We start from the raw sequence: 22,927 nt of genomic DNA on the forward strand, positions 1-22,927 counted from the left end.
TTATGGCTGGAGCTAAAGAAACCCCAAGACAGAAGATGATCGGTCTTATGTACCTGGTGTTGATGGCAATGCTTGCCCTCAACGTATCATCTGCCGTGTTGGATAAATTTATATTCCTGAATGACAGCCTTGAAAACTCTGTAAAGCAAACAAGAGATATCAACAGTAATACTGTTGCTCGAATTCAGAGTGCTGTCGAAGAAGCAGGAAGCAGAGAAAAAGATATTGCCGTTCTTGAAAAAGCTAAAAAAGTAAGAGAACTGGCATCAGAAGCGATACAGTACACAGAAGGTGTAAAAGAAGAGATCATCGAGGTATCAGGCGGATATGACGCTGATGGCGACCTAAAAGGTAAGAAAGATACTGAAAAAATGGCGAACCTGATGATCAATAAGGGTAAAGGTGAAGAGCTTAAAGCGAAGCTGAATGAGTATGTAGCTGAGTTAAATGAGCTTACCGGAATGGATTTTTCAAAAATTGCATTTGATGGTAAGAATCACCCTACTTTCAAGAATGACAAAGAACAAGCAAAGAAAGATTTCTCTACTTTGAACTTTAGTCAGTCACCTACTGTAGCAGGTCTTGCAACTATTACTCAGTTCCAAACTGAGGTGATGTCAAGAGCTAACAGAGCGTTAGAAGCGCTAGCTCAGCAAGTAGGTGCTGGTGACCTTAAATTTGACTTAGTAAATGTTCGAGTTGTTCCTAAATCATCAATCGTTGCTGCAGGTGCAATGTACGAAGCGGATCTTTTCCTTGCTGCGTCATCATCTGCCGGAAATGCGGAGATGTATGTTAACGGAGAGAAAATACCTGTAGAAGGTTCTAACGGACAAGTAAAGTTCAGAGCCACTCCTGGTAAATATGATTCTAAAACAGGTCTTGCAAGAAAAACGTATGTTGGTAAGATCGAAATGAACGACTCAGCATTTGTCGATACAATCGAATATTTCGTAGCACAACCTGTAATTCAGGTTACTGCTCAAGCGGTTCAGGCTCTTTACTTACAGTGCGGAAACGAACTTGATGTTCAGGTTCCTGCTCTAGGTGCAGAGTACAATCCTCAGTTCTCTTGCCGTGGTGGTACAGCTATCGCAGGCAATAAGCCAGGACTTGTAACCGTTATACCTACATCAGCAAACGTTACACTTAACGTAAGCAGTGGTGGAAACGCAATTGGATCAAGAAAATTCAAAGTTAAGCGTGTTCCTAAACCAGAGATCGTAGCAAAATCTAGAGGTAGAAGAGTAAACCTTAAGCAGGGTGTTCCTGCACCGGGTCCAACTTCAATCGAACTTGATGCGATTGCTGATGAAGACTTTAAAGCTATGCTTCCAAAGGATGCAAGATACAGAGTTTCAGAATACAGAATTACACTTGCTCGTGGTAGCAGACCAGTTGACCAGCAGGTTGTAAGAGGATCAGAGGCTAGCCTTTCTGGAATTGCCAGAAAAGCAAGAGCTGGTGACAGACTTGTAATCGAGGTATCTAAAGTACAAAGAATGAACTTTAGAGGTGCTGTTCTTGACGTACCGATGGGATCGGCTTCATCAATTATTACAATACCTATTAACTAACAGAATTTTTTTCTGATATGAAAAAACTATCATTTTTACTGATTATCATTTCAGGCTTTGCGTTGTCGTTCTCTGGTAACGCGCAGATAAACTCGATGGAAACGCCTGATGATGCTGTATTCACATCGGCAGAAGGAAATACTATCTACAAGGATGATATCTTCTTCAGAAAGCGAGTATGGCGCAGAATGGACTTAACAGAGAAAATGAACCGACCGTTTTTCGCTTTTAACAATGAGATCACAAAATTGATCATTGATAAAGCATTAGCTGGTGAGATAGATATCTATGAAAATGATAGTCTTACTACTAAGATGACGGTTGAGCAGTTCACTGAAAACATGAAGCGTGAGGTGTTCACAGCAGCTCTTACTGAAGAAGAAAAAGCCATGGGATTTGGCGAAGAAGAAGAATCTGGTGGAGATGACTGGGGCGATTGGGGTACTCCTGAAGACTCTGGTGCTGAAGGCACAGATGCTGAAGGAACTACCGAAGAATCTTCTGCAGTTGGAGGTGATGACCTTTTCTTCCCTTCTCAGGTTACTATTCTTGAGATCATGGAAGACATGATCTTCGACAGAAAGAGATCTCGACTTTACTGGACTATTCAGTCTATCTCATTAATTATTCCTGCTAAGGAATTTGAGACTGGTGTTTACAGAAGAGTTGGAGCGTTTAAGTACGAAGATCTTGTTGAGCTTTGGAGAGAGAATCCAGATCAATCTATATGGTTCAATCGTCAGAATTCTGCAGAACATAGAAACCTTGCAGATGCTTTTAAACTTAGACTTTTCGATGCTCGAATTATCAAAGTTGATAATCCTGAAGACCTTCAGTTGGAGGATATCTACTCTGATCGTAAGCGTGCCTTGATCGAGTCAGTTAACATGGAGCAAAAACTGATGGAAATGGAACATGACCTTTGGTCATTCTAAACATCGGTTTAGTATATAAATTAAAAAGGGCTTCAATCGAAGCCCTTTTTTTATGTCTTGTGATATTTGATCAATTCCTAATCCTGCTTTTTAAAGTATTGTTTGATCTTGTCGGCCCTGCTTTTTCCAACAATTTGCTCTATATCAACATAACTCGCTTGCTTGATGTTTTTTACACTTCCAAAGTGCTGAAGTAATTTATCTATGGTCTTATCTCCCAGACCCGGTATATCTGATAAAGATGTCTTAAAAGCATTTTTGCTTCTGACTTTTCTATGAAAGGTTATTGCAAATCTATGCGCTTCATCTCTTAATTGCTGAAGCAATTTTAAGGCTGGAGATTTTTTACTGATCAGGATCGGGTAACTATCTTCAGGTACATAAATTTCCTCTAATCGTTTTGCAATTCCGGCAATTGCTACCTTGCCATAAATATTCATGTCCTTTAGAGCAGACACAGAGCTGCTAAGCTGTCCTTTTCCTCCGTCAATAAGTATCAGGTCGGGTAAAGGTTTACGTTCTCTGAGGAGCCTTGAATAGCGCCTTGTGACAACTTCATACATTGATGCAAAATCATCAGGCCCCTGAACAGTTTTTATATGGAAATGCCTGTAATCTTTTTTACTTGGTTTTGCATTTTTGAAGCTTACCATAGAAGCAACAGGGTTAGTTCCCCCAAGATTTGAATTATCAAAGCATTCAATATTAAAAGGAACACTATTTAATTGGAGCGCTTCTTTTAATTCAGTAAGAACTGCTAAATGTGGTGGTGCTTTGGATTCAACATTTTTCAGCTTTTCTTTTTTATAAAGGATAGCGTTCTTTAAAGAAAGCTCAACTACCTTTCGTTTGTCACCGATCTTTGGAACAACAATTGAAAACTCAGGAATATCGAAATCAATTTTCAGGTTAGTAAATACTTCTTTTGCGGTACTACCATAAGACTCTCTGATCTCAATAATAGCAGTAGCCAGTATATCACTGTCCCCTTCGTCAATTTTCTTCTTGATTTCAGTGGTCTTTGTAGCTGTGATTTGTCCCTGATTTATTTTGAGATAATTTATATAAGCTCGTTTTTCATCTGAAGTAATCGTTACAACATCGACGTCATCTAATTTAGTATTGACAATGGTTGTTTTAGCCTGGAAGTCTTCCAGCAACATGAGTTTTTCTTTATAAGATTGAGCTTTTCAAATGCCAGGTTAGCTGCTGCATCCTGCATTTCAGCTTTAAAGTATTGCTTAGGGATAGTTAACTCCCCTTTAAGAATATTTATTGCCTGGTTAATATTATAATCATATTCTTTTTCATCCTGTAATCCTTCACAAGGACCTTTGCAGTTTCCTATATGGTATTCCAGGCAGACTTTGTATTTCTGCTTTTCTATGTTTTCCTCAGACAGGTTATACTTACACGTTCTGATCTGAAATAGCTTGTGTAACAGATCAATAATGTTTTTCATCGCGCGAACACTGGCATACGGACCATAGTAAGTTCCATAACCTTTTTCTATTTTTCGGGTAGAATGAATCCTTGGAAATCGTTCGTTTGTGATGACAATGTGAGGATAGGTTTTGTCATCACGCATTAAAATATTGTACTTGGGCTGATGACTTTTGATCAGGTTATTTTCCAGTAGAAGTGCGTCAAACTCGGTATTGACTATGGTTACTTCGATCGATTTGATCTCTGAAACCATTTTCCTGGTCTTCCGGCTGATACCGGATAATTTGTTAAAATATGAGGCAACTCTTTTTTTTAAATTTTTGGCTTTACCAATATAAATGAGCTGATCATCTTTATTATAATATTTATAGACTCCCGGCTTGTCCGGGAGTCTTTTTATATCTTCTGGACTATATCTAAATTCATCCATTTAATTAATTAACCAAAATCACTTGCATCAGGTTGAATCATTTCATCATCAACAGTGGTGCTATCAGACTCTTCTTCGTTATCAGTGTCACAATTCAGATTTATTGTGATTGGTTTTGTTGGTCTTGGAAAAGGCCTCTTTTCCACACCCAGTTCTTCATCAGCATAAACCTTTTTCATGAATTTGTCATAGATCGGCAATGCTGTTTTACCACCCTGGCCATAATACCAGCTACGGAAATGAATAACCGGTTCATCGCCACCTACCCAGGCGCCACCAACAAGGTCTGCTGTTACTCCCACAAACCATCCGTCAGATGCATTATTTGTCGTTCCGGTTTTACCACCTATTTCGTTATCGACACGGACGTCTCTACTTAATCCTAATGCAGTACCACCTTCTTCTTCAACTCCACCTTTAAGCATGTGTAGCATTACATAAGCAGTTTCTTCACTTAGTGCCTGTACAGACTTAGGCGTAAATTCATGGATGATATTTCCGTTTTTATCTTCGATTCGAGTAATGTAATGAGGCTTATTCCAGAAGCCTAAGTTTGCGAATGTTCCATAGGCACCGATAAGTTCAAGCAGGGTAACTTCAGATACTCCCAGGCATAGTGCCGGAACCGGATCGATGTCACTCTGAATACCCATTTGCTGGGCTATGTTAACTACTCGTTGAGGTGTTACCCTATCCATCATATTTGCTGTGATACTATTCACTGATCTTGCCATCGCTTGTCTCAGGGTCATGTCCTCATTCGTATATTTTCCCTCTGCATTAGAAGGTGTCCATGTTGGCGGATCACCACCGGGAATATGGAATGTATATGGTGAATCCATCACCTCAAAACAAGGTGAATATCCTTGTTCGATGGCTGCAGTATATACAAATGGTTTGAAAGTTGACCCTGGCTGACGTTTACTCTGACCTACGTGATCATACTGGAAATACTTATAGTTATTTCCACCGACCCAGGCTTTCACTTCTCCGTTTTGGGGATCAATTGCTACGAAACCTGCTTGTAGCATATGTTTGTAGTAGCTCAATGAATCAATTGGGCTCAATAATGTATCTTTCTCACCTTCCCAGGTAAATACAGTAGTTGGAACCTTGGTGTTCATCATGATCTCGACCGAATCATCTCCTTCACCATATCGGTTTACAAATGCCCTGTATTGTGCAGTATTTTTAGACCTGGATTCAAGGAAATTTGGTATAACTCTGAAATCACCATCCACCCAGGGTTCACGGCCTCTTAATGTCTCAATAAATTTTTTCTGAAGCTCGGTCATGTGCTCTTTCAATGCTTCTTCCGCATAGCGTTGCATTTTTGCATTGATAGTTGAATAGATCTTAAGTCCATCACGGTAAAGGTCATATCCGTTTTCTTTAGCCCACTTTTTCAGATATTGTCTTGCATCTTCTCTGAAATATGGTGCTAAACCATCATTATGTGTTTGCTCAACAATTTTTAAGTTAAGGTCACTAAGTCTTAAAGTATCGTATTCCTCATCGGTAATAAATCCGTATTTGGCCATCTGGCTCATTACAACATTTCTTCTGTGCAATGCATCATCCGGATGCCTTTTTGGATTATAACGACTTGGAGCATTTAGTATTCCAGCGAAAAGTGCTGCCTGCGGAACTGTTAAGCTATCAGTTTCCTGGTCAAAATAGTATTTAGCAGCCGTTCGTATACCATAGGTGTTATTGGCATACTCAATTGTATTTAAGTATAAAGCCAGTATCTCTTCTTTGGTGAAAGTTCGCTCAAGCTTAACAGCAATGATCCATTCCTTAATCTTAGCTATACCACGTCTTAGAAGCCGGTTATCTTTAGTAAGCGAACCTTCATAGTCATTAGTTCTGAAAAGATTTTTTGCAAGCTGTTGAGTAATAGTACTTGCACCACGGTTTTTGCCCAGTAAGTTATATACCGGGATAGCTAATGTTCCTTTTAAGTCAATGCCTGCATGGTCTTCAAAGCGAATATCTTCAATAGCTTTTAAAGCGTTCACCAGGTTTGGTGATAATTTATCATAAGTCACCGGAGACCTGTTTTGAAGATAATATTTACCAAGTAGTTCTCCATCCTCAGAATAAAGTTCAGAGGCAAGGCTATTTTCTTCATAGGCATTTTCCAGGCTGGCAAGTTCTGGCATTCCACCAAACCATCCACCCCAATCCTGGAAAACAGCTACAAAAAGCATAACCAGGGATAAGGTTCCGACGATAAAAAGTATCCAAAAGGCTTTAACAAGCTTTTTGAACAAGCCGCCAAACCTGTCATTTATAGCTTTAATTTTACTGTTCATTCGAATTCAAGTATTGTTTTTTAAAATAACTGTTATAGCCGGTCAAGTCTTTGCGTTTGTAAAAAGTGTCAAAGTTACTCTTTGAAATTACGAAATTAAAAAATTCTGAGTTGCCATATGCAAGGTCTTCCTCAACTATTGGCAAAAAATTGTTAAAAATTGTCATTGCACCCTCATAATCAGGGATATTCTGGATCATTACGAGAGCAAAATCATCATTTAAGCTAAGTAAGTTATAGTTTAAGTTTGCCTGATTTAGTTTATCCAACTCATCTTTTACGGCCTTACTAGTCTCATTTATGTAGTTACCACCGGTAGGTACAGCCATGACCCAATAATGTTCTTCAGACCGATTCATTTCATATCTGACCTCAGAAAGGTTTTCATATTTTTTCTGTTCTTCTCGTGCTTCTTCGAGTAGCTTCTCAGCAAAAGGAATCAGGTCGCTGTCCGGGTAATTTTTAATAAAGCTTTGAAGACCATATTGATAGCCTGCCAAGGGTTCGGTTTTTCCTTTGATCAATATCTGTAAAAATATAGCATTATCTGTAAATTCATTAGGCTGGATACTTCTTATACTGGCCGATATCAACGAATCTGCTTTTTTATATTCACCATTTTCATAAAAAGAGTAAGCGTTTTTATAAATAGCTCTAAGCTCTCTGGCAGCTTGTTCACTTTCTTTAAGGTAGTCGGGGTTCTCAAGGATTTTAGCATACAAACTATTTGGATGCTCGTTTAAAAGCATTCTCTCATATTTTGAAGGATCCTCTCCTAAAGCTTCAGCGATCACTTTTAACAGGAACAATGCTTCGGGAATTGTTTCGGCCTCAGAAAAACGAGAAATAAATTCATTAAGCGTTTCAAAAGAATACTCATCTTCTTTAAGATCAAAATGATAGATCTTTCCTACCTGAAATAAAGAGTTTTCTACCTCTTTGGTCAGCTCCTGTTTTTCTTCATCCGTAGAAGGAATGTTAGCCCAATATGTTTCTGGCTGCATTAATGGATCATTTTCGAATGGTGATTCTTCCAGAACTTCTTCCTCACGGACATTCGCAACATCATCGACATCATCCACAGTTGGAACAGGAGCATCTCCAGCCAGCCTGATCTTGTTAGATCGTCGCCAGTTATCTTCCAGCTCCCGGTCTCCCCAAATAGCTTCGAATTCGTTTATCCCCCTTGATATTGCTGAGGGCTCGTCAAAGTACCATCCAGGAGAAGCCCTTTCCTGGTCATTATTGAAACTATTAAAAGTATTTTTACCTGCATTGGCCAGTGCTTGTTCTCTTCTCTTTTCTTCTTCCTTCTTTTTTTCTTCTTCCTCTTCGATTTCCTGTCTTCTGATGTCTATCTGTTCATCAATAATTTTACTGACAGACAAACTATCCATGGAGGCAAGATTCAGCAATGAGTCATTCGTTTCCACAGTTTCAAGGTGCCCGACAAAAGTCTCCAGAATTTGCTGCCTCTTTTTTAATTCTTCGTAATCCGGTTCATCCTGAGGATAAAACTGAACTGTACTGTCATAGTAGTTTTTGGCAAGTCTGTAATTTCTTCTGTCATTGTAATAGATTTCTGCTAATCTTCTAAACGAAGCTGCCTTTATTACCGGCCTTGCCCCCTCCTGTTTTACTGACTTTTTAAAATATTCTATTGCCTGATCCTCTTCGTCAAGTTTATAGGCGAAGGCTCCCATTTCATGATATATTTTGTCTTTATATTCTTTGTTTTTTCTATCCTTGAGTAGCTTTTCAAAGTACTTTTTGATCTTTTTTGTATCAGACTCTTTAGCCAGGTCATAAACCTGTGCCATATTTAGTCTGGAGTAAAAGAACAATTCATAATTAGGATTATTTTTTACACACTTGTTATAATTTTGGTAGGCAAGTGCGTCAAAACCCAGCTCCTGGTAAACTTGGCCCAGGATGAAATAATATCGCGCTCTTTTTTTATGATTACTTTCCAGTTCAACTGCCGCTTCAAGGTTATTTATAACTTTTTCAGAGTCATTTTCCAGCTGATAAAAATATGCTTTAGCCAGATAGAATTCTTTTTGATTATTTTTATTAAGTTCTTCTTTAGCCAGGTAATCAATAACAGAAATGATATTATTTCTTTCTCCTCTGAAGATAAACGTATAGATCAGACCAATTAAAGCTTCGTGCCTGGTGTTATCATCTTCTCCTTTTACATTAACATATTTATAGGTGTTAACTGCTTCTTCCAGTTCTCCACGGTAATATCTGGCATCACCCACCGCTACATACGCATTGTCATTCCAGTTTGAGCCTTCATGTCTTTGAATAGACATCGAAGCTTTTTTAATCACATCTTCAAGCTGATCATCGTACGCATTGGTTTGTGCGGTATCGAGGGGAGGATATATATAAAGGACTTTTTCAAAGTTGTCTTCGTATTGAGCCCTGCGGTCTTCTTCAATAGCTTTCAGGTTTTCACGAGCCAGCCAGTATGCATTATATTTGGCATTAGTATCGTGCCAAACCATGCTAACAGGATTACTTTTGTTAACAGCACACGAAAACGAAGTAAGCAATAAAAATAAAAATAGTAAGTTTTTAATAAATTGCATTTGCTGCAGATAAATCGATTTATGTAGTAAACGTAAGAAAAGAAGGCGTAATTATACATTAATCAGGCCTTTTTTCGTAAATAAATATATAATTTTGCGAGGCATTAAAAATTTAACGCATTGAAAAGCAGAAAGACACTATCTAACTGGCTGACAAACAGGTACCTCTTAATTATACGAAACGAAGAAAACTTCGCTGAGAAGACTACTGTAAGTTTCAATTACGCTAAGTTAATTGTTATAGCGTCCGGGCTTTTAATATTGCTCGTTGCCTTAGCTTTTTTTCTTGTTACGACTGTTTTGTCAGAATGGTTTGATCCAAGACATGCTCAGCAGCAAACCCGAAGACAAATGGTCGAGTTCAATTTAAAGCTCGACAGTATTGAAATTGAGATGAAAAAGAAAGACCTTTTAATATCTCGTTTCCAAAAGCTTTTAGCTGGTGATTCTGTAGATTTTTCAGATGATCTTTCCGAAGAAAAAATTGCTGAGGGAGAAGCTTCTTCCAATAAAGAGCTCGATGAAAATGAAATGGCATCAATTGATAGTGCGTTTCGCAAACAATTTTCTACAGTAAATAATGCTATTCTGACATCAGTGGTAGAAGGTACTGAGGCCAGCGAACTTCAGGAGATAGTTTTTTTCCCTCCTTTAAAAGGTTTGGTATCATCAAAATATAATCCGCTTCAAAACCATTATGGTATAGATGTCGTAGCTGTAAGTAACGATCCAGTTAAATGCGTTGCTGATGGAACAGTTATATTTTCAGACTGGTCTCAGGATGGAGGGTATACAATAGCTGTACAGCATGTAGGTAATTTGATATCCGTTTATAAACATAATTCAGCTTTATTAAAGGAGACGGGAAATTTTATCAGGGGAGGTGACGTTATTGCTCTGGTAGGAAATTCCGGAGAGCTGACTGATGGTCCTCATCTTCATTTTGAATTATGGTATAATGGAAATAGCGTTAATCCGGAAGAATTTGTATCATTTTAAGCATAGTGTATAATGTTAAGAAAAGACGAAAAGAGTTCTGATAAGGCAACCACAGCCCATAACATCATTGGTAAGGGAACTACTTTAAGGGGAGACCTTGAAACCTATGGCAATCTTGGTATAGAAGGAAAGGTTGTCGGCAATATCAAGACAAAATCTAAAATTGCTGTTGGTCAATCATCCTTGGTTGATGGTAATATTACTGCTCAGAACGCAGAAGTTGCCGGAGAAGTCAAAGGAACGATAGAAGTAAACGAGGTATTGATTCTTAAGCCTTCGGCAGTTATTCATGGTGATATCATAACCAATAAGCTGGTTGTCGAATCAGGCGCCAAATTCAACGGAGGTTGTAAAATGGGCGTATCAATGGGAGAAATAAAGATAGGTGAAACCACAGGAAACAAACAAAACGGAGCAGTCTCAGGAAAGCAAAAAGCCCCGACCGCAGGATAATTCATATTTAAAGTACAGCCAATTAGCTATCCAAATGGTAGTTATTATTGGCTTGTTAACCGCGGCTGGTTACTGGGCAGATAAAAAACTTGAGTTTGAAACACCGTGGCTGACCCTGGCTGGAGCAATGTTAGGGACAGTAGGAGTATTATATCAACTATATACCCAGATTAAAAATAATTAATTCAAATCATGCAGAAATACCTATTAGGTCTTGGCGGATTGTCATTGCTATGTATACTTACTTTATTCTTTTTACATAGTGTTTATCCGCAAACAGGACTGGATCTGCGCCAAAGCTATTTGGTATTTTTCTTTGCCCTTATCACCTTCTTTATTCATTCATTTGTAGTAAAAGTTGGTGATGATAAACAGGTCGGAATATTTTTTATGGGTGGAGTAGTTGTAAAATTAATTTTTACCATTTTGCTAATGCTGGTGATAAAATTTCTGGATCCTGCCCATTTCACAAACAAAATGATATATCTGGCTGTATTATACCTATTATATACTATGTATGAGGTTGGTAGCCTTATTAAGGTTTTAAATAAATAAATGACAAAAAAAGTCAACAAAAAACTATTCAATTATTTTTTATTGATTCGATAATATCTACCTTTGCAGTCAAATTTAGAGTCCTTGAACTAAAACGATAGATGCAACGTAAAAAAAGCCTCCTTTTGATCCTGAAATCGATAGCATTATCGATCGTTATTTCAATGATGTTCATCTCGCCACTTAAAATGGCTGCTTCGGAGCAGGCGTCAGAAGAGGGAGAGAGTTTTAATCCGGGAACTATGATCATGCATCATATCCAGGATGATTACATCTGGCATTTTTGGGATGGTCATTATGGTACACTTTATTTACCTGTAATCCTTTATTCAGACGACAGAGGATTAGAGGTTTTCTCATCATCAAACTTTTACAATGAAGATCACGAATTGGTGACTTATAATGGTTATGAGATAGACCATGGTAGTATTCACAGAGTTGATAGTGAAGTAAAAGTCTGGGATTTTTCAATTACAAAAAATGTTGCTTTCTTATTTATTACTATGGCATTAATGCTGGTAGTATTTATAAGTATAGCCCGAAGTTATAAGAAAAGACCTGGAAAATCACCTAAGGGTCTTCAGTCTTTATTTGAGCCAATAATTATATTCGTTAGAGATGATATAGTAAAAATGGCAATTGGTGAAAAGAAGTATGAAAGGTATCTTCCTTACATGCTGACATTATTTTTCTTTATCTGGTTTGGTAATCTTTTAGGACTTTTACCAGGAGCAGCAAACCTTACAGGTAACATAGCAGTAACAGTTACACTGGCATTTGGCACTTTCTTATTAACCAACTTTAGTGGAAACAAACATTATTGGGGTCATATATTTAATACTCCTGGTGTTCCATGGTGGTTGAAATTTCCACTACCAATAATGCCGGTAGTAGAATTTATCGGAATTTTCACAAAACCAATATCGCTTTTAATACGTTTGTTCGTGGCAATCACTGCAGGACACATTGTTATTTTGAGTATCATTGGTCTGACATTTATATTTCAAAGTGCTGCAGTTGGAATTGGAGCGACGATCCTTACAATCTTTATTAATTTGATTGAGCTTTTAGTTGCAACTATCCAGGCATACGTGTTTACATTGTTTTCATCGATGTATATAGGTATGGCAGTTGAGGAGCACGGAGATCATTAATTTGAATTTTAATTAGTTTTAACAATAAACGCTTAACATCATGTTGTTACAAATTTTAGCGGAGAACCTTGGATTATTAGGTGCAGCTTTAGGTGCCGGACTAGTAGCGGTTGGCGCTGGTGTAGGTATCGGTAAAATTGGTAGTTCTGCAATGGAAGCTATGGCTCGTCAGCCAGAAGCTGCCGGAAAAGTTCAGACTGCTATGCTTATCATTGCAGCACTAATCGAGGTAGTATCTCTTTTCGGTGTAGTTGTATGTTTTATCATCGCTACTGCTTAAAAGAATTAAAGGTTGCGGGTTTGCCGCAACCTCCTTTTATTGTTATAAGTAACCCTTAAGCGGAAAAAGAAATGGATTTATTATTACCGGGCGTCGGACTGATATTCTGGCAGGCATTAGGCTTCATTATCCTTTTAATATTATTAGGGAAATTTGCATGGAGTCCTATTTTAAATGCGCTAAAAATAAGAGAAAACTCAATCGATGAGGCATTAGAAGCTGCTGAGAAAGCCAAAGAAGATATGGCTAAACTCAAAGCTGAAAATGATAAATTATTGGATGAGGCTCGTCTTGAAAGAGATAAGATCCTTAAAGATGCTAAAGATGCTTCTACTAAGATGATTGAAGAAGCTAAAGAAGATGCATCAAAGACAGCTGAGAAAATGATAGCAGACGCAAAAGCTTCGATCGAATCAGAGAAGAAAGCTGCATTGAAAGAAGTTAAAAATCAAGTTGCAGAGCTTTCTTTAGAGATCGCAGAAAAGGTTATCAAAAACCAGCTTTCTGATGATAGCAAACAGAAAGCACTAGTTGACGAGTACGTAAAGGATATCAATCTTAATTAATACAAATTATGTCAGAAATTCGGGTTGCATCAATATATGCAAAGTCACTACTTGAGTTGGCAAAAGAAAAAGGCCAGCTTGAAGAGGTGAAGAAAGACATGGATATGCTCGATGATTTATGCAAAAAGAATCATGAGTTTTCTTTGTTCCTGAAGAATCCGATTATTACAGAAAATAAAAAAGAGAAGGTAATGGATAAGATCTTCAAAGGAAAGGTTTCAGACCTGACTTTGAGGTTTTTCGAATTATTGTCCAGAAAGGACAGAGAAGAATTTCTTATCATGATACCTGAACAATTCAACAACCGATACAACGAACTAAAAGGAATTGTTGAAGTTTCTGTAGTTTCTGCTGTCGATATTGATGAATCAATGATGAAAGAGTTTGTATCATTAAGTAAGAAATATACTGATAAGACTCCTAACATATCGACTAGCATTGATCCGTCATTAATTGGTGGTTTTATCCTTACCATCGGTGACAAAAGACTGGATCAATCAGTTAAGGGTAAATTAAATAGAATTAAACAAGCAATTACGAAATAAAGGCAATAGCCTTAATTATATAAACTTTAATTAAAAGAAAATGGCGGACGTAAGACCTGATGAAGTTTCAGCAATACTGAGGGAAGAGCTCTCGGGAGTAAGATCTGAAGCCGAACTACAAGAAGTAGGTACTGTATTAACTATTGGTGACGGTGTTGCCCGTATATACGGTTTGACTAAAGCACAATCCGGAGAATTATTAGAATTCGACAATGGAACTAAAGCGATGGTATTGAACCTTGAAGAGGACAATGTCGGTGCTGTAATCCTTGGCGATTCTGAAGGTATCAAAGAAGGTGACTCAGTTAAGCGTACTAATAAAATTTCATCTATTAAAGTAGGTGAAGGAATGTTAGGACGTGTAGTTAACATGCTTGGTGAGCCAATTGACGGTAAAGGTGCTATCGAAGGTGAAACTTTCGAAATGCCATTGGAGAGAAAAGCTCCTGGTGTTATCTATCGTCAGCCGGTAAACGAACCGCTTCAAACAGGTATTAAGTCTATCGACGCAATGATTCCGATTGGTCGAGGTCAGCGTGAGTTGATCATTGGAGACCGTCAGACTGGTAAAACAGCAGTTGCGATCGATACAATTATAAACCAAAAAGAATTTTATGACAGAGGCGAGCCTGTTTACTGTATCTATTGTGCAGTTGGACAGAAAGCTTCGACAGTAGCACAGGTTGTTGCTGCATTAGAAAAAGCCGGTGCGATGGATTACACTGTAGTTGTTTCCGCTGCTGCTTCTGATTCAGCTCCAGAGCAATTTTATGCTCCATTTACTGCTGCTGCTATCGGTGAGTACTTCAGAGATACAGGGCGTCCAGCATTGGTTGTATTTGACGACCTTTCAAAGCAAGCTGTAGCTTATCGTGAGGTTTCTCTTCTACTAAGAAGACCTCCGGGACGTGAGGCATATCCTGGTGACGTATTTTACCTTCACTCTCGTTTATTAGAGAGAGCAGCAAAAGTGATCGACAATGATGAGATCGCATCTAACATGAACGACCTTCCTCCTTCATTAAAAGGAAAAGTAAAAGGTGGTGGTTCATTAACTGCACTTCCAATTATCGAAACACAAGCTGGTGACGTTTCTGCTTATATCCCGACTAACGTAATTTCAATTACTGATGGTCAGATATTCCTTGAAACTAACCTTTTCCTTTCTGGTATCCGTCCTGCAATTAACGTAGGTATCTCGGTATCTCGAGTTGGAGGTTCTGCTCAGATTAAATCAATGAAGAAAGTAGCTGGTACTCTTAAATTAGACCAGGCTCAGTTCCGTGAACTTGAAGCGTTTGCTAAATTCGGTTCTGACCTTGATGCAGCTACAAAACTGACAATTGAGAGAGGTAGAAGAAACCAGGAAATTCTAAAGCAACCTCAGTATTCTCCGCAACCGGTAGAAGAGCAGGTAGCTATCATTTATGCTTCAACTAAAGGTAAACTTGATAATGTTCCTTTAGACAGAGTAAAGGAATTTGAGTATGAATTTCTTGATCTGTTAAGAGCTCAGCATAATGAAGTTCTTGAAGGGCTTAAAGCTGGAAAACTTGATGATAACATCACTTCTACTTTAGGTACTGTTGCTGAAAATCTTGCAAAAAAATATTAATTCAAATATAAACAGGCAGCAATATGCTGCCTGTTAACTGCTTAACAAGCTTTAACGAATGGCGAATTTAAAGGAAATAAAAAGCAGAATAAATTCGGTAGTATCTACTCAGCAGATTACCAAAGCGATGAAAATGGTATCTGCAGCGAAACTCCGAAGAGCTCAGGATAGCATTATCCAGATGAGGCCTTATGCTGATAAACTTTCTGCAATTCTAGGGAAAGTGTCATCCGGCTTATCTGAGGATAGTGAGGTTTCTAGTCCTTATGCTGAAGAAAGAGAAGTTAAGAATGTATTATTGATCGTAATTAGTTCTGATAAGGGACTATGTGGATCTTTTAATACTAACGTAATCCGAACAGCGACTAATCACCTGGAAGAAAATTACAGTGATCATTTAAAAAATGATAATGTAACTATCCTTCCTATCGGTAAGAGAGCAAATGATCATTTCAAGAAGCGAGGTTACAATGTAGTTTCTGACTTTGCAGAGATTTTTATTGATTTGAATTTTGGAGCTGTTCGTGACGCAGCGGAATTCGCTATGAAAGGATTCGTTGATGGTAAATTCGATAAAGTAGAAATTGCATATAACGAATTCAAAAATGTTGCTACTCAGATTTTGAGGGTGGAACAATTCCTTCCTTTGGTTCCTTCAGAGCCGGCAGAGGATGAGGAAATGAGCAATGTAGAATACATTTTTGAGCCGGATGAGTCATATATCATCACTGAATTGATTCCTAAGAGTTTAAAAATTCAGCTATATAAGGCTGTATTAGAATCTAATGCTGCTGAACATGGAGCAAGGATGACAGCAATGGACAAAGCGACAGATAACGCAGGCGAATTGCTTAAAGACCTTAGACTTACTTATAACAGATCTCGTCAGGCAGCTATTACTACTGAGATTCTTGAGATCGTTTCCGGAGCAGAAGCACTCGGAAAATAAAAATATAAAAACACTATCTTTTGAAGCCTGTTCATATCGAACAGGCTTTTTTTATTATTTTACTGACTGTGGATTTAAAAGAAACATATCGTTTGTTTCAGGCGCTGAGTCTTGATATTACCTTTGGGGCATGGTGTTGCTTAATGGCTGTAAGTACAGTTTTCGAAATAGATATAAGATGGTACGAACAGTTTTTATTGAGTGCAGCAGTTTGGCTTATCTATACTTTAGATCACCTTCTGGATGCTAACAGAATAGATCAACAAGCATTATCATTACGTCATGCGGTACATCAAAAATATAAGATTCCAATCTTACTATTTGCCGCTTTTATAATTGCCAGTAGCATTTATTGTTTGTTTCTGCTAGATCCAGAAATATTGTTAGGCGGACTTTATATCTGTGGGTTTGTTTTGGTGTATTTTGTAATCGTACATTTTATTAAAGGGCGAATTTTTATCTTAAAAGAGTTCGCTGCTGCATTAGTTTATTCTACAGGTATAATGCTTATACCCTGGATCCGTATTGAAGAGCACCAGGAATTTCTTGCATTGTTTCACTTGCAGTTATTTCTTATTGCCTACTGTAACATCCTTATTCTAGCCTGGTTTGATGCGAGAAAAGACAATTATCAGAAACAAAATTCTGTAATATTGACTAAGGGATTAAAGCTTACATTTAAGGTATTAAATTTTCTTCTCGCTGCTTTTTTTATTATAACTGTGATCGCATTATTTGGACTTAAACCAGGTATTACAGGGTTTAGCTTATACCAAATAGTGATGCTTTTAATGGGGTTAACTCTTGGTTGGATTTTTACTTATCCGAATGATTTTCGTAGAAATGAAATTTACCGGACAATTGCTGATTTGATTTTTTTATATCCCTTTCTGGTTATATGGATAAAGTAATTAATTCATATGACAAAATAGCTTCGTTTTATGACCAATTAGGACAACTGGTATTTAATGGTGCTTTAAAAAAAGCACAAGTCGAATTATTAAATGGATATAAGGGAAAGAACATCTTGATCATTGGAGCCGGAACAGGTAGTGCTTTAAAGGATTTCGAAGCTGATCAGTTCGAATCTATCGATCTTCTTGATATTAGTGAACAAATGCATGATAGGTTTTTCGATACAGGGATCAGTAAGTCTCCAAATATCAATTATTTTTTGAAAGATGGTAGAATTCCTGATTTACAAAAACATTATGAACTGATAATGTTCCCTTTTTTTCTGGATCAATTTGACGAAGAGGAAATCAGAAAAATATTAATTAGTTACCGCTCAACTCAATCAAAGTTTGATGATCTTGCTATCATAGATTTTACAAAGCCAAAAAAATTTAAGCATAAAGTGATCGCTAAAATTATGTTGTATTTTTTTAGAATTACAACAGGATATACCCTGAATAAAATCCCCTCTATTTTCAAGGTTTCAGATGAGATATTAAGTGATGCAAAGAAGAAAGAAAAACATTATTACGGATCATTTATTAAATCATCTGTTTACAGCTGCATATAAAGATTAAAATTTTGCTGCATCAGTTAAATATTCGTATATTTTATTGCACAATATTATTAACCGATGAAGTTTTTAAAATACTTTCTTGTATTAATTTTACCCATTTTGGTCGTTATAAGCTATTACCAACTGGGTCTTTCAACCTATTTACCGGTAATTTTTGCTTTTATAGTGATACCATTACTTGAATTGCTATTCAAACCAGATCCTGAGAATATTACAGAAACAGAAGAAGAACTTCGGAAAAAGGATGTCAGGTATGATATTATGGTCTATAGTATGGTGCCCATTCAATATGCAGTGTTGATTCTGTTTTTAATCAATTTTACCATGCTTGATCTGAAAGTTTACGAGCAAATAGGTATGATTTTAGGAATGGGAATGATGTGTGGAGTAGTCGGTATAAACGTGGCTCATGAATTGGGTCACAGAAAGAAGACACATGAAAAAATGATGTCCAAAATGTTGCTCTTAACATCATTATATATGCATTTTTATATAGAGCACAACAGAGGGCATCATAAAAATGTATCTACGCCTGAAGACCCGGCCAGTGCTCATTATGGAGAGAGTGTTTACGAATTTTATTTTAGATCTATAATAAATTCTTATAGATCGGCGTGGGAAATTGCAAATAAACAATTAGAGAAAAAGGGTCTTTCTGTGGTATCTCTCAAAAATGAAATGTTGCAATATCAGCTTTTACAAATCGCATTTCTTGTAATGATTTTTCTTGTTTTTGGAATTAAAGGGCTTCTTGGTTTTGTGGGTGCCGCCATAGTAGGTATTTTACTTCTTGAAACTGTAAACTATATAGAACACTACGGACTACAAAGAAGGCAAATTTCAAATGGGCGATATGAAAGAGTTTTACCCATGCATAGCTGGAATTCTGATCATGTAGTTGGTAGATTAATGCTTTTTGAATTAAGCAGGCATTCGGATCATCATTACATTGCTTCCAGACCTTACCAGATATTAAAACATCATGATAATTCTCCTCAAATGCCTACCGGATATCCTGGAATGATGATTCTTTCATTGATTCCTCCGCTCTGGTTTAATATTATGAATAAAAAAGTCAGGGAGATTCAAAATTTTGCTAGTTCAACTTAACTGATTTAATATTGTCGGATAAATATTGATAAACCGCTATATGTCAAAACATCTGCCTTTATTGCTTTTATTAGCAATTTTAATTTCATGCGATTCAAAAGATATACAGTATTCTGACAATGGATTTTCATGGTCTGACCCGGAGGTAAACGAGTTGTATTTAGCTTCTCAAAACAGGAATTCTGAAATAGTAGAAGAAAGTTTATCAAGTGAAAATGGTTTTCTGATCCTGGAGGCATTAAAGATCGCCGGTAGTTTTCCATCAGAGAAATTTACTGACGAAATAAAGAATTTACTTAGAGCTGAGGATCAGGAAATAAGAAAGAAAGCTGCATTTGCTGCAGGGCAGAATGGTTCTCCTGATTTACTCGAGCCTCTAAAAGATCAACTTTCAGAAGAACAAATTCCATCAGTTATTAAAGAGCTCTTAGTTTCTATAGGTAAGATTGATGGAGAACAATCTATAGTGTTTCTGTCGGGTTTTAATCCGGATTCGGATGCTGAAATTGAAGGGCAGACCATTGGGCTTTTTCATTGCTTATTAAACAATAATATTACCAATAGTGCTGTTAGGCAAATGACTGAAAATGTTGGTAATAAAAACCTTAGTAATGAGGCAAGAAGATATGCAGCAGGATATTTGGGTAGACTACCTGTAGGATTTGATCTGAACAGATACGCTGGTAAATTAAGAGAAGCATATACTATTTCAAATGATGAAGAAGAAAAACAGCATCTATTAATAGCATTCAGTCGATGTAACAGGGACGTTAAAATTCTAGAAATGCTTAAAGGAATATCGGAGAATGAAAATGAAGATTTCAGGTATCGGGTTCTGGCATTACAGTCTTTACAATTTTTCCCTTACATAGAGGCCCGGGAATCAGTTTATAAAGCAGCGCTTTCTGATATTCCTAAGGTAGCTAAAGAGGCGGCAAATTATTTTATCAATTTGGGTAATGCTAATGACGCAGTGCAATATTTAAGTCTTGGTGCTAAACAGAAATATCTACCTGCCTCGGCCATGTTACTTCAGGCTGCATGTAAATACGGGTCCAAACCTGTTATCGAAAAAGTTCTTCCGTATGTTCAGGATCAATTTAAAAAGACGAGTGATCCTTATGATAAGGCAGCATTGATGCCAATTTTCATGTATTCTAATGAGGGGATAGAGGAATTATCCCTGTATGCTAAAGAAGGTAATCATCCTGTAATTCGCACTACTGCTTTAAATACTTTAACCAAAAATCTGCTGGAAGATTACAAAGAGGATCCTGATAAAGTGGAACAATACGCAGATGGTTTAACAAATCTTTTATTTGCAAGTGACACGGTAGTAGTCAGGCAAACAGCAGGATTATTTATGAGTAATGATCTGAGCTTACAGAAATATCTTGATGAAAAGACTATTTCCAGAATAGATACAATTGAAGAGCTTAGTTCATTAAGTAAGTTTTTGAAAACAGGCTCCAAACCAGGTAATAGCAGGCTTAGATATAATCCTTCTGATTATGATGTTGGTATATTAGAAAATTATTCTGATACAATAAATGCTGAAATCATTACTAATGAAGGGGTTATCGAAATTGAATTGTATCCGGACATTGCCCCGATAACAGTGATTAATTTTCTTAAATTATCAGAGGATGGATATTTCTCAAATAATAACTATCACAGGGTTGAAAATAATTTTGTAATCCAGGATGGATGTCCACGTGGTGATGGGTATGGCCATCCACCTTTCCGGATTATTTCAGAGTTTAGCCCGAATTCATTTGAAAAAGGGATGTTGGCAATGGCTAGCTCCGGAAGAGACACTGAAAGTAGTCAATGGTTTATCACTCATCGATTTTCTCCACATTTAGATGGAGCTTATACTATTTTTGGATCTGTTAGTGGGGCTTTGGATGAAGTATATAAAGTCCAGACAGGCACGGAAATTTTAGACATAGTAATAACCCAAGGTAAATGAAGAAAATAATAAAACTCATCTTGTGGATGATATCAGCAGCAGCTATATTATATGTAATTGCTTTATGCTTCATATATTTTAAGCAGGAAGAGTTTTTATTCAGGCCTGAGGTTTTAACTGAAGATTATATTTATCAATTCGAAGGAGAATTTGAGGAAGTTGAAATTCCTGTAGATACAAATATAAGTTTAAATGGTCTTTTGTTTAAAGCAGAAAATCCGGAAGGTTTGATAATATTTTACCATGGGAATGCCGGTGCACTAGACAAATGGGGAGGGTATGCATCTTTTTATCTCCAGAATAATTATAATTTTTTTGTTTACGATTATAGAGGTTATGGAAAGAGTGATGGTGAAATCGAGAAAACAGGACACTTACTTAATGATGCATTAATTATATATGATTCCATATCAAATATAATGAACGAAAAGAATCCGGTCATAGCAGGCTATTCATTAGGATCCGGTATAGCTGCTTATGTGGCTTCCAAAAAGGCAGCCAATTCTTTATTATTATTTGCTCCTTATTATTCCTTACGGAAAACGGCCATTGATGCAATGCCCTATTTTCCGGGCAATATCTTGAGATATAATATTGAAACAGCAAATTATCTCAGAAATGTAGAATGTCCGGTATATGTATTTCATGGTCTTGAAGATGAATTGATCTTCCCTGAACAATCAGAGCAATTAACTGATATTCCCGGAACGAGAGTACAGAGGTTAACCTATGAAAATGTATCTCACAATGTATTTGGCCATCCCCGAGTGAATAGCGATTTAGAAAATATACTTGACGATATAAACTAGAAGTACATTAGTCTTTTCACTTCTTTGCCTTCTTTTTCAATAATATTTTTAAGGATCATAGAAGCATGAATCCGGCTATTTTCGATGAACCATTTATTCGTTTTTAATCCACCACAGATCACACCTGCCAGGTAAACGTTTTCTACATTTGTTTCCATCGTTTCCTGGTTATATTCCGGAGTTCTTAGGTCATCATTACCAATATTAATACCGGTTTCCTTTAAAAAGGTAAAGTCCGGTTGATATCCTGTCATAGCCAGGACATAATCATTTTTTAAAGTTAAACTCCTACCATCTCCAGTTTCTATTTCGACTTCATGCTCAGAAATTGCAGTGATTTCACTGTTAAAATAAGCTTTAATCGAACCTTCCTTAATGCGATTTTCTATATCGGGCTTTACCCAATACTTTACTGAAGAACTGATTTCTTCTTCCCTGATCAGCATGGTTACATTGGCACCTTTTCGGTAAGTCTCCAGGGCAACATCTACTGCACTATTTGCAGCACCGACCACAATGATTTCCTGTTTGTAATAAGGGTGTGGCTCATCATAATAATGCTTAACCTTTGGTAGATCTTCACCCGGAACATCAAGTTTATACGGCAGGTCATAAAATCCTGTAGCGATGATTATGTACTTAGCATTATATGTAGCTTTTGAAGTATTTATAATATAACCAGGATCCTCACGATTTATATTTTTAACAGATTCATAAAGTTTAGAATTCAAATCGAAATACTGTGCAACTCTGCGGTAGTATTCTAATGCTTCAGCTCTAGTAGGTTTGTTTCCGTGGCTTACGAAGGGGATATTTCCGATTTCCAGTCTATCGCTAGTCGAAAAAAATGTCATGTTATACGGATAGTGATAGATGCTATTTACTAAACACCCTTTATCAATTAAGACATGACTAAGTCCATTATTTTTAGCTTCTATTGCACATGCCATGCCGATTGGCCCGGCTCCGATAATTGCGACGTCGTAGGTTTCTTTAACCATCAATTTATTTTTCGAATTTTGATAAGATGATATATTAAACTATTAACGGGAGCAATAAGATAGTGTTTGCTATCAATAAAACATTA

22 protein-coding genes are annotated in these 22,927 nt (G+C 37.0%); 17 read left to right on the forward strand and 5 right to left on the reverse strand.

What is annotated here, in order from left to right; all coding sequences use genetic code 11:
• Positions 1–2: 2 nt before the first annotated feature.
• Positions 3–1,577, forward strand: a complete 1,575-nt coding sequence (gene porM / locus DCC35_RS02990; RefSeq protein WP_137089398.1) for a type IX secretion system motor protein PorM/GldM — start codon at positions 3–5, stop codon at positions 1,575–1,577.
• Positions 1,578–1,594: 17 nt separating this feature from the next.
• Positions 1,595–2,512 (forward strand): type IX secretion system ring subunit PorN/GldN, encoded by a 918-nt coding sequence (porN, locus tag DCC35_RS02995; protein ID WP_137089399.1) that lies wholly within the window; start codon positions 1,595–1,597, stop codon positions 2,510–2,512.
• Between the two features lie 77 nt (positions 2,513–2,589).
• Here the strand turns inward: porN and DCC35_RS21675 are convergent, their stop codons facing one another.
• Genes DCC35_RS21675 through porW form a run of 4 tightly spaced genes read right to left on the reverse strand, consistent with a single transcriptional unit; the run spans position 2,590 to position 9,302 of the window.
• Complete coding sequence (locus DCC35_RS21675; RefSeq protein WP_317128974.1) at positions 2,590–3,675, reverse strand: helix-hairpin-helix domain-containing protein; 1,086 nt, start codon at positions 3,673–3,675, stop codon at positions 2,590–2,592.
• On the reverse strand, positions 3,624–4,388 hold the full coding sequence (locus tag DCC35_RS21680; protein ID WP_317128975.1) for a GIY-YIG nuclease family protein: 765 nt from the start codon (positions 4,386–4,388) through the stop codon (positions 3,624–3,626). The genes DCC35_RS21675 and DCC35_RS21680 overlap by 52 nt, the downstream gene beginning before the upstream one ends.
• Before the next feature lie 8 nt (positions 4,389–4,396).
• Entirely contained in the window at positions 4,397–6,706 is a 2,310-nt protein-coding gene (locus DCC35_RS03005) for a penicillin-binding protein 1A (RefSeq protein ID WP_137089400.1), read from the reverse strand.
• Positions 6,696–9,302, reverse strand: coding sequence for a type IX secretion system periplasmic lipoprotein PorW/SprE (gene porW / locus DCC35_RS03010; RefSeq protein WP_137089401.1), 2,607 nt, complete (start codon positions 9,300–9,302; stop codon positions 6,696–6,698). The genes DCC35_RS03005 and porW overlap by 11 nt, the downstream gene beginning before the upstream one ends.
• Before the next feature lie 120 nt (positions 9,303–9,422).
• Between porW and DCC35_RS03015 the strand changes: the two genes are divergently transcribed.
• The 15 genes from DCC35_RS03015 to DCC35_RS03085 all read left to right on the forward strand — a co-directional run bounded on the left by DCC35_RS03015 (position 9,423) and on the right by DCC35_RS03085 (position 21,840).
• Positions 9,423–10,301: a M23 family metallopeptidase gene (locus tag DCC35_RS03015; protein ID WP_246070131.1), complete on the forward strand. Its 879-nt coding sequence runs from the start codon at positions 9,423–9,425 to the stop codon at positions 10,299–10,301.
• 12 nt (positions 10,302–10,313) lie between these two features.
• Complete coding sequence (locus DCC35_RS03020; protein ID WP_137089402.1) at positions 10,314–10,754, forward strand: bactofilin family protein; 441 nt, start codon at positions 10,314–10,316, stop codon at positions 10,752–10,754.
• Positions 10,687–10,938: an AtpZ/AtpI family protein gene (locus tag DCC35_RS22000; protein WP_394347718.1), complete on the forward strand. Its 252-nt coding sequence runs from the start codon at positions 10,687–10,689 to the stop codon at positions 10,936–10,938. Before DCC35_RS03020 ends, DCC35_RS22000 begins: the two co-directional genes overlap by 68 nt.
• A gap of 8 nt (positions 10,939–10,946) precedes the next feature.
• On the forward strand, positions 10,947–11,309 hold the full coding sequence (locus DCC35_RS03030) for a hypothetical protein (protein ID WP_137089404.1): 363 nt from the start codon (positions 10,947–10,949) through the stop codon (positions 11,307–11,309).
• Positions 11,310–11,410: 101 nt separating this feature from the next.
• Positions 11,411–12,463: a F0F1 ATP synthase subunit A gene (gene atpB / locus DCC35_RS03035; protein ID WP_137089405.1), complete on the forward strand. Its 1,053-nt coding sequence runs from the start codon at positions 11,411–11,413 to the stop codon at positions 12,461–12,463.
• 40 nt (positions 12,464–12,503) lie between these two features.
• Entirely contained in the window at positions 12,504–12,743 is a 240-nt protein-coding gene (gene atpE, locus DCC35_RS03040) for an ATP synthase F0 subunit C (protein WP_137089406.1), read from the forward strand.
• A gap of 71 nt (positions 12,744–12,814) precedes the next feature.
• Positions 12,815–13,309, forward strand: a complete 495-nt coding sequence (locus DCC35_RS03045; protein ID WP_137089407.1) for a F0F1 ATP synthase subunit B — start codon at positions 12,815–12,817, stop codon at positions 13,307–13,309.
• Positions 13,310–13,317: 8 nt separating this feature from the next.
• A complete protein-coding gene (gene atpH, locus DCC35_RS03050; protein ID WP_137089408.1) occupies positions 13,318–13,854 on the forward strand; it encodes an ATP synthase F1 subunit delta in 537 nt (178 codons plus the stop codon).
• Between the two features lie 40 nt (positions 13,855–13,894).
• Positions 13,895–15,469: a F0F1 ATP synthase subunit alpha gene (gene atpA, locus DCC35_RS03055; RefSeq protein ID WP_137089409.1), complete on the forward strand. Its 1,575-nt coding sequence runs from the start codon at positions 13,895–13,897 to the stop codon at positions 15,467–15,469.
• Positions 15,470–15,527: 58 nt separating this feature from the next.
• Positions 15,528–16,418 (forward strand): ATP synthase F1 subunit gamma, encoded by an 891-nt coding sequence (gene atpG, locus DCC35_RS03060; protein WP_137089410.1) that lies wholly within the window; start codon positions 15,528–15,530, stop codon positions 16,416–16,418.
• Positions 16,419–16,438: 20 nt separating this feature from the next.
• Positions 16,439–17,329: a hypothetical protein gene (locus tag DCC35_RS03065; RefSeq protein ID WP_137089411.1), complete on the forward strand. Its 891-nt coding sequence runs from the start codon at positions 16,439–16,441 to the stop codon at positions 17,327–17,329.
• Positions 17,317–17,943 carry a class I SAM-dependent methyltransferase gene (locus DCC35_RS03070; protein WP_137089412.1) on the forward strand — a complete coding sequence of 209 codons (627 nt, stop codon included), beginning with the start codon at positions 17,317–17,319 and terminating at the stop codon, positions 17,941–17,943. Before DCC35_RS03065 ends, DCC35_RS03070 begins: the two co-directional genes overlap by 13 nt.
• 63 nt (positions 17,944–18,006) lie before the next feature.
• Positions 18,007–19,059, forward strand: a complete 1,053-nt coding sequence (locus tag DCC35_RS03075) for an alkane 1-monooxygenase (RefSeq protein WP_137089413.1) — start codon at positions 18,007–18,009, stop codon at positions 19,057–19,059.
• Between the two features lie 40 nt (positions 19,060–19,099).
• Complete coding sequence (locus DCC35_RS03080; protein ID WP_137089414.1) at positions 19,100–21,031, forward strand: peptidylprolyl isomerase; 1,932 nt, start codon at positions 19,100–19,102, stop codon at positions 21,029–21,031.
• Positions 21,028–21,840 (forward strand): alpha/beta hydrolase, encoded by an 813-nt coding sequence (locus DCC35_RS03085; protein ID WP_137089415.1) that lies wholly within the window; start codon positions 21,028–21,030, stop codon positions 21,838–21,840. Before DCC35_RS03080 ends, DCC35_RS03085 begins: the two co-directional genes overlap by 4 nt.
• Here DCC35_RS03085 and DCC35_RS03090 read toward each other — a convergent pair.
• The gene (locus DCC35_RS03090) at positions 21,837–22,841 is read right to left on the reverse strand and encodes a YpdA family putative bacillithiol disulfide reductase (RefSeq protein ID WP_137089416.1); all 1,005 of its coding nucleotides are present in this window, start codon (positions 22,839–22,841) and stop codon (positions 21,837–21,839) included. The two genes, DCC35_RS03085 and DCC35_RS03090, sit on opposite strands and share 4 nt — an antisense overlap.
• Positions 22,842–22,927: the final 86 nt, after the last annotated feature.

This window comes from Mangrovivirga cuniculi, from assembly GCF_005166025.1.
GTDB classification, from domain to species: domain Bacteria; phylum Bacteroidota; class Bacteroidia; order Cytophagales; family Cyclobacteriaceae; genus Mangrovivirga; species Mangrovivirga cuniculi.